The sequence below is a fragment of the Bacillus sp. LR_5 genome (assembly GCF_042709275.1).
In genome coordinates this window covers 1-6,616 of the sequence record NZ_JAVAXX010000324.1, presented here as the reverse complement: position 1 = coordinate 6,616, position 6,616 = coordinate 1, and the positions used below count along the sequence as shown (strand labels likewise).

6 protein-coding genes are annotated in these 6,616 nt (G+C 47.1%); all 6 read right to left on the bottom strand.

The window, feature by feature from the left end; all coding sequences use genetic code 11:
* Nucleotides 1–180: 180 nt before the first annotated feature.
* A complete protein-coding gene (gene efeB, locus RAC86_RS33390; RefSeq protein ID WP_017697028.1) occupies nucleotides 181–1,431 on the bottom strand; it encodes an iron uptake transporter deferrochelatase/peroxidase subunit in 1,251 nt (416 codons plus the stop codon).
* Nucleotides 1,432–1,449: 18 nt separating this feature from the next.
* Nucleotides 1,450–2,607 carry an iron uptake system protein EfeO gene (efeM, locus tag RAC86_RS33385; protein ID WP_161476618.1) on the bottom strand — a complete coding sequence of 386 codons (1,158 nt, stop codon included), beginning with the start codon at nucleotides 2,605–2,607 and terminating at the stop codon, nucleotides 1,450–1,452.
* A complete protein-coding gene (gene efeU, locus RAC86_RS33380) occupies nucleotides 2,604–4,049 on the bottom strand; it encodes a ferrous ion permease EfeU (RefSeq protein ID WP_326146873.1) in 1,446 nt (481 codons plus the stop codon). Before efeU ends, efeM begins: the two co-directional genes overlap by 4 nt.
* Before the next feature lie 156 nt (nucleotides 4,050–4,205).
* Nucleotides 4,206–4,874, bottom strand: a complete 669-nt coding sequence (gene thiE, locus RAC86_RS33375; RefSeq protein WP_033884869.1) for a thiamine phosphate synthase — start codon at nucleotides 4,872–4,874, stop codon at nucleotides 4,206–4,208.
* Nucleotides 4,871–5,689 (bottom strand): hydroxyethylthiazole kinase, encoded by an 819-nt coding sequence (gene thiM, locus RAC86_RS33370; RefSeq protein WP_015250932.1) that lies wholly within the window; start codon nucleotides 5,687–5,689, stop codon nucleotides 4,871–4,873. Before thiM ends, thiE begins: the two co-directional genes overlap by 4 nt.
* Nucleotides 5,690–5,696: 7 nt before the next feature.
* Entirely contained in the window at nucleotides 5,697–6,602 is a 906-nt protein-coding gene (gene cidR, locus RAC86_RS33365) for a cidABC operon transcriptional activator CidR (RefSeq protein WP_003227377.1), read from the bottom strand.
* Nucleotides 6,603–6,616 lie beyond the last annotated feature (14 nt).

The window sequence follows — 6,616 nt, the reverse complement described above, 5'->3', positions numbered from 1 at the left end:
AAATTCCTAAAAAGTTTTAGGATTTTGTCATCCTTTCAGCGTGATTGAAAACCCTTGAAGTCTAGGAAAGCCGAGCATTGGAGCGGAGCGAATGCTCTAATTCGTGAGCACCAACGCACAGGCTTGACAACGAATGCGAGGGTTTGTCGACACGCTGAAAGAAGCCTGTAAAGGCTTCTTTTATGATTCCAGCAAACGTTGGGCAATATATTCTCCTTTTTTGCAGCCGCCTGGGCATGCATATAAAGCAGAACCGATTGTTTGTGTATATTCGTTTAACGCATCCTTTGCTGAAAGAGCCTTCAGCATCGGGATAAACTGATTGTCGGGATTTTTTTGAAAACTGATAAACAGAAGACCTGCATCCATATAGCCGGTTTTCGGATCAAGTCCTTCTGTGTAAGAGAAAGCTCTTCGCAAAATTTGTTTTCCCGTAGATTTCGCTAGACTGACGTGTGAATTAGACGGAATTTGATTCAGCTTCACGGGATCTGTTTCCTTTTTCTGTCCGAAAGGCGCCCCTGAGCTTTTTCTGCGGCCGAAGGTATCCTCTTGGTCCTTGAGGGAAGAGCGGTCCCATATCTCAAGGAACATTTTGATTTTCCGGAAAGCCATATAGGTGCCGCCCGTCATCCAGTCAGGCTCACCGGACTGAACCCACACGATCGAGTTCATCAAGCTGTCATCCTCCGTGCTCTGGTTGCCTGTTCCATCTTTAAACCCGAAGAGATTGCGCGGTGTTTCGCCATTTTTTCCTCCGCTTAAAAAGCCTTTGTTCACAAAGCGGACCTCACAAGTGCCGACCGCTTGATTTAGCAGGTTACGCAGCGCGTGAAACGCCACTTGCTCGTCGTCTGCACATACTTGAATGCAGATGTCCCCGCCTCCCTGCTTTTCATCCAGGTTGTCATTGGGCATCGCTGGAAGAGCGGCTAGGTGCTTCGGTTTTTTGCTTTTCAGCCCGAAACGGTCCTTTCCGTCTTTTTCAAAAAAGCCAGGCCCAAATCCGAATGTGACCGTTAAGTTGGAAGGGGATAAATCAGCAGACTCACCTGTATCCTGCGGCGGCAGATATTGATTTCTCTGCTCCGCTGACATTTTCTTGCCAGATGTCAGCATCTGTGTGAGACTTGTCCAGTTTCTAAATAACGTAATGATGTCGCTTTTGTCTTTTGCTGTTACATCCAGTGCAGCAAAATAGACATACGTCTGATGGGCAGTTGTGATTCCGGCCTGATGCTTTCCGTAAAACGGAACAATCTGCTCCTCCTCTTTTTCATCCTTTTTCGATGGCTTAGCCGCAGTCTGAACAAGCGGAGCGAGACCGCCGAGACCGCTGGCACCGATCGCAACGGCTGCCCCCGCCATCGCTCCCCATTTTAAAATGTCCCGTCTATGAATTTGTTCTGGCTTTTTTTGTTCATCGCTCATGATGTTACAAAACTCCTTTTATAGCACATTCGCAATCTTCGACATGGTTTCAGAAAGAGTCGTCAGCTTTGTGCTCAGCTCTCTGATTTGCTTTTCACTTAATTTATCATAAGACGTATAGGACTGATCACTTGTTTTGTATTTTGCCATTAAAACTTCAAATTCGCTGAACTCCGTATCCAGTTTTTCCGTCAAGTCGGAGTGATCTTTTACAAGCGCGCTTTTCACTGTTTGATAAACGGCTTCGGAGCCTTCCACATTTGCCATAAGGTCAACTAAATCAATCCGTGAGTAGCGCTCTTCTTCTCCCGTGATTTTCGAAATTCCGGCTTCGTTCAGAAGCTCCATCGCGCCTGCAACAATTTGTTCAGGGGTTAATTTCAGTGATTGAATTGAACCGTCAAGCTCTTTTACATCTTTGAGAAGCTGGTCAGCTGTTGCCTTTTCCCCGGAAATATCTTGATCCTTCCAAATGGCCTTCTCAAGCTTATGGAAGCCTGTCCATTTGTCTCCTTCTTCAACATCGTTTTCTCGTGCATCAATTTTCGGGTCAAGATCTCCAAGGCTTTCAGCGATCGGTTCGATACGCTCGTAATAAACACGCGCTTTCGCATATAACGTTTTAGATTTTTCGATATCGCCGGATTTCACAGCGCTTGTAAATGCTTCAGTCGCTTTGACAAGCTGGCCACTCTGCTTTTTGACATAGCCTTTATACTCATCCGCTGCTTTTGCCAGCTGATCGCTAGCCTTTTTGCCGCTCTTCTTCGCTTCTGTCAGGTCTTCTAAGGACGCTTTCAATGACTCGGATTCTGTCTTGATTTTTGCTGTATCCGGTTTGTCTTTTTGCGCTTCTGTGTAGATTGGCTGAAGATGCTTTTCGATTTCTGTATATTCGAATGGATAGTCGCTGCGAATGTCGTTTTCAAAGGAAAGCCAGTAGCTGTTTAACTCTTTCCCCTTCTTTTCAATCTCTTTTTGGTCTCCTTTTTCCGCTGAGTCATTCAGCTTGGAAATGATGGTTTCCATTTTATTTACGGATGCGGTGATTTCTTTAGTGACCCCGCTTTTTTCAGATGAAGCTTTTTCTTTGGTTGAAGATGTGTCATTGGCTCCGCAGCCTGCGCACAGCGCAAGGATGCATCCGGCTGATACAGCGATTTTTGTGAAATTCATTTTGTCAGTTCCTTTCCGTTTGTAAAATGTTTTGCCGCTTCTGAAACAAGCGCAATCAGTAAAAAGAGGAAAATCAACATTTGCGGAATCGTGCTGTACACAGACGGATAAATTCCTAGCACCGATACAGACGGCAGCCAGCTTTCTGCATCAGACGGAAGAATGCCCGCCAGCTGAAGGCTGTGAACGCCAGTTCCGAGAAATTTCACGCACATATACAGGACAACCGCCATTGATAGAAGAAAAAACGGCTTCAATGGAATGCGCATTCCGAGCTTGATCATCAGAACACCGACGATGACGAGAACGATAAGCCCTGCGGCAGTTCCGCCGATCAGTTCAGTGAGCGGGAGCTTCCCGACAAGCCCGATGAAAAAGATGACCGTTTCGAGACCTTCTCTTACAACTGCCAGAAATGCAATGAGCGCAAAGGAAAGCAGGCTTCGTTTTTTTAGTGCCTGTGACTTCTGGATATTGATTTTTTCTCTCCATTTATCCATTGAGGCGTTTCTGTGCAGCCACACCCCGACATACAAAAGCATGACAGCGGACAGTACGCCGGTAACGCCGCCAAGCAAGAAATTGTTTTCTCCGAATACACTGGAAGAGAACAGAACCGTGACACCGATGCCGGCTGCTAAGGAAACAGCCATGCCGGCGGACGCCCCACCCCAGATCCATGTCGAGGAACGCGTAACCCGCGCTTTTTTTGTCATGGTTAATAGCGCTCCGATGACAAGGAGGGCCTCCATTCCTTCACGAATCGGGATCAGCGCCGCATCCCACCAGCTGTAGCTGCTTGAAGCGATCGGCTCGAGCAAATGAATCATTTCGTCAATTTGCTTTGATACCTTTTCAGGATGGCTGCCGATCCCCGCCTTCATCAGCGCCAGATTTTCCTCCGATGTCGTATAGGCTTCTTTCGATTGGGAAACGACGTCTCCCTCAACAGCGAGCCAGGATGTAACTAAATTGTCGATTGCGGATGACGCTTCATCCAATTGCTTTTTTTCTATGAACTGTTTTGTGTCTTTCAAGCTTTGTATATAGGCTGTTAAGGACGCCCTTGATTGACCTGAGGATGTCTTTTGCAGCACGACAGCCTGCTGGTAGGTTTCTAAATGAGACGAAAGCTCTTCAAGCTGTGTTTTGAGCTTGCCTGCGTCTTTATTGATAAAAGAAAGAGAAATCATCGCGATATTCGCGTCCATTTCACTGTGAGAAGAAAGGTTTTCTTTCTTAATAGAAGGTTCTTCTTTTTTCCACTTCGCCTTGAAGGTTTCAAACGTTTGTTGTGCCGAGTCTATATCTCCGTCTTGTACGGATTTGATCATTTGCTTGTTTAATTGAATTAATGCGGCGATCGGATCATCTTCCGCATGTGCCGCAGAACCGAAAACCATCAACAAGCTGAATAGAATAAGTGCCAGCCCCCGAGCCATCATGTTCCTCCTATAATTGAAAATGATTATCATTGTATAACATAATCATAGCCAGTTCTTGTCCTTTGTCAATTAAAATTTGAAGGTCTGAAAACCTTGATGGACAGCAAAAAAGCTGTCCTTTTACAGAACAGCCTTTTGAAGGAAGATGAACGATTATCTTTCTGTTTTATATGTTTGAATTTCCTCACGAAACTTGCGTGCAGCACTCTCAGGATCTTCCGCCTGACTGATGGCGCTGATCATACTGACGCCATCGGCCCCCGCTTGGATAACAGGTCCGGCATTTTCTATTGTGATGCCGCCGATGCCGACAATTGGAATGCTGATGCCTTGGCGGCGCACTGCTTCAATAAGAGATACCCCTTGTACCGCTCTCGTATCTTTTTTCGTTTCAGTCGGATAGATCGGCCCAAGCCCGACATAATCGGCTCCGTCTTCTTCAGCTTGCTTCACCTCAGACATCGTATGGGCAGAAACGCCGAGAATCATATCACCTATGGCAGCTCTTACCTCTTTCGCATTTGCGTCTTCCTGGCCGATGTGGATACCGTCAGCTTTCAGCTTCAGAGCCAATTCCACATCATCATTGACAATGAACGGAATACCAGCTTCACGGCAAGCTGCCTGCGCTTTTTCAGCAAATTCAATCCGAGCCTCTCCTGTCAGCGCATCCCCGCCTTTTTCACGGAACTGGTACAGGGTGGCACCGCCTTTTAACGCTTTTTGTACAACTGTAACAGGGTCGGCTTTCGTATTGTTTGACCCCATAATGAAGTATACAGATAATAACTCTTTCATCATTTCCCGAGAAATACGAGTCATGAGACAGTCACCCTTTCTATAGCCGCCCATTCTTGGACGTCTTGTTCAGTAACAGTTGAAAGCTTGTTCAGCAATTCAATCTGAAAGCTTCCAGGGCCTTTGTCAGCCGTCTGCTGTGCGGCAAGCTGAGCGGCGACCCCATACGAAGAAATGGCCGCAATAGCAGCAAACAATGGATTTTCTTCCACAGCGCAAAACGCACCGACGACGGAAGTCAGCAGGCAACCGGCGCCTGTCACTTTTGTCAGCAGCTTGTGGCCGTTATGAAGGGTGTATACATGTGACGTGTCGGCTATGACATCAACTTCACCAGTTATCGCAATGACCGTGTTTAGCTTTTGTGCCGCCTGCTGAGCCAGCCGGATGATGTCGCCTCCGCCTTCACCCGCATCAACACCTTTGATCAGCCAATCCGTCACACCGACGGTATGGGCAATTTCCGCCGCATTTCCTCTGATTGCAGCAAGGCGAACCTCACGAATGATGTCACGTGCCGATTCAGTTCGGAACGGTGTTGCTCCGGCACCGACAGGATCAAGAATGACGGGAACGCCATGTTCATTAGCTGATTTTCCCGCGATGATCATCGCTTCGACTGACTCCTTGCTCAGCGTTCCGATATTTAAAACGAGTGCACCCGCAATTTTCGCCATATCGGCGACCTCTTCTTTTGCGTACGCCATAACGGGCGATGCGCCGAGCGCGAGCAGGCCGTTTGCTGTGAAATTCGTTACGACATTGTTGGTTATGCTATGCACCAGTGGGCTATGCCGGCGGACAGCCGTAAGACATTTTGCTGCTGATTGTGCATCCATGTTTGCATCATCCTTTACTATCTTTTTTCGGGTCCCATAAATACGATTTCGTATGTTCGAGCCAAGCTCTGGCCGCAAACGACAAGTACCGGTCCTTTCTCCAAATAATGGCGAGGTGCCAAGGGATGACCGGATCGACAAGAGGAATGACTTTCACTTTTTCCGGGTCAAGGCCGCGGCAGATCCGTTCCGGCAAAAGCCCGATCCCAAGGTTTGCTGATACCATCTCACTGATAAAATCCCATTGTGATGTTTCATAAATGATATGGGGCCGGAACCCAGCCTTGATACATTCCGTCATAATTCGGTTGTGCAGGACAAAATCCTCCCTGAAGAAAATAAAAGGCTCGTCCTTCAACTCACGCAGCTGACATTCTTTCTCATCAGCCAGCCGGTGGGAAGGGTGAACGACAAGCATTAAGGTTTCTTTTACGATTGTAAACGAATGAAAGATATCTTCGTTTGCGGGAAGGACCACAACGCCGATATCAAGAGAGCCGTCCCCGACACCTTCTTGGACTTTTATAGAACCGTCTTCGACTAGCTGAAAGGTGACATTCGGATAGTTTTCACGGAAATCGCCGAGCACTCTGGGGAAAAACCCCGATCCGATCATCGGCGGCAGTCCAATCCGTACGTGCCCTTTCTTGACTTCCATAATATCATTTAATTCTGACGTCAGGTTTTGAAATGATTTAATGATTTCCTGCGCCTGCACATACATGCTATGGCCGGCATCAGTCAGTTCTACCTGCCTGCCGTTTCGGTAAAACAGTTCAATTCCGAGCTCTTCTTCTAAATTTTTGATCATTTTTGATATCGTCGGCTGAGAAACATAAAGGGATTGGGAAGCCTTCGTAAAACTTTTTAAACGGGCGACTTCCAAGAAATATGTTAAATGGCGGATATCCATGTGCTTCACCCTTT

Coding starts and splice junctions, on each gene's coding strand:
- cidR (WP_003227377.1), bottom strand. CDS start 6,602: ATGGATATCCGCCATTTAACATATTTCTTGGAAGTCGCCCGTTTAAAA.
- efeU (WP_326146873.1), bottom strand. CDS start 4,049: ATGGCTCGGGGGCTGGCACTTATTCTATTCAGCTTGTTGATGGTTTTC.
- thiE (WP_033884869.1), bottom strand. CDS start 4,874: ATGACTCGTATTTCTCGGGAAATGATGAAAGAGTTATTATCTGTATAC.
- thiM (WP_015250932.1), bottom strand. CDS start 5,689: ATGGATGCACAATCAGCAGCAAAATGTCTTACGGCTGTCCGCCGGCAT.
- efeM (WP_161476618.1), bottom strand. CDS start 2,607: ATGAATTTCACAAAAATCGCTGTATCAGCCGGATGCATCCTTGCGCTG.
- efeB (WP_017697028.1), bottom strand. CDS start 1,431: ATGAGCGATGAACAAAAAAAGCCAGAACAAATTCATAGACGGGACATT.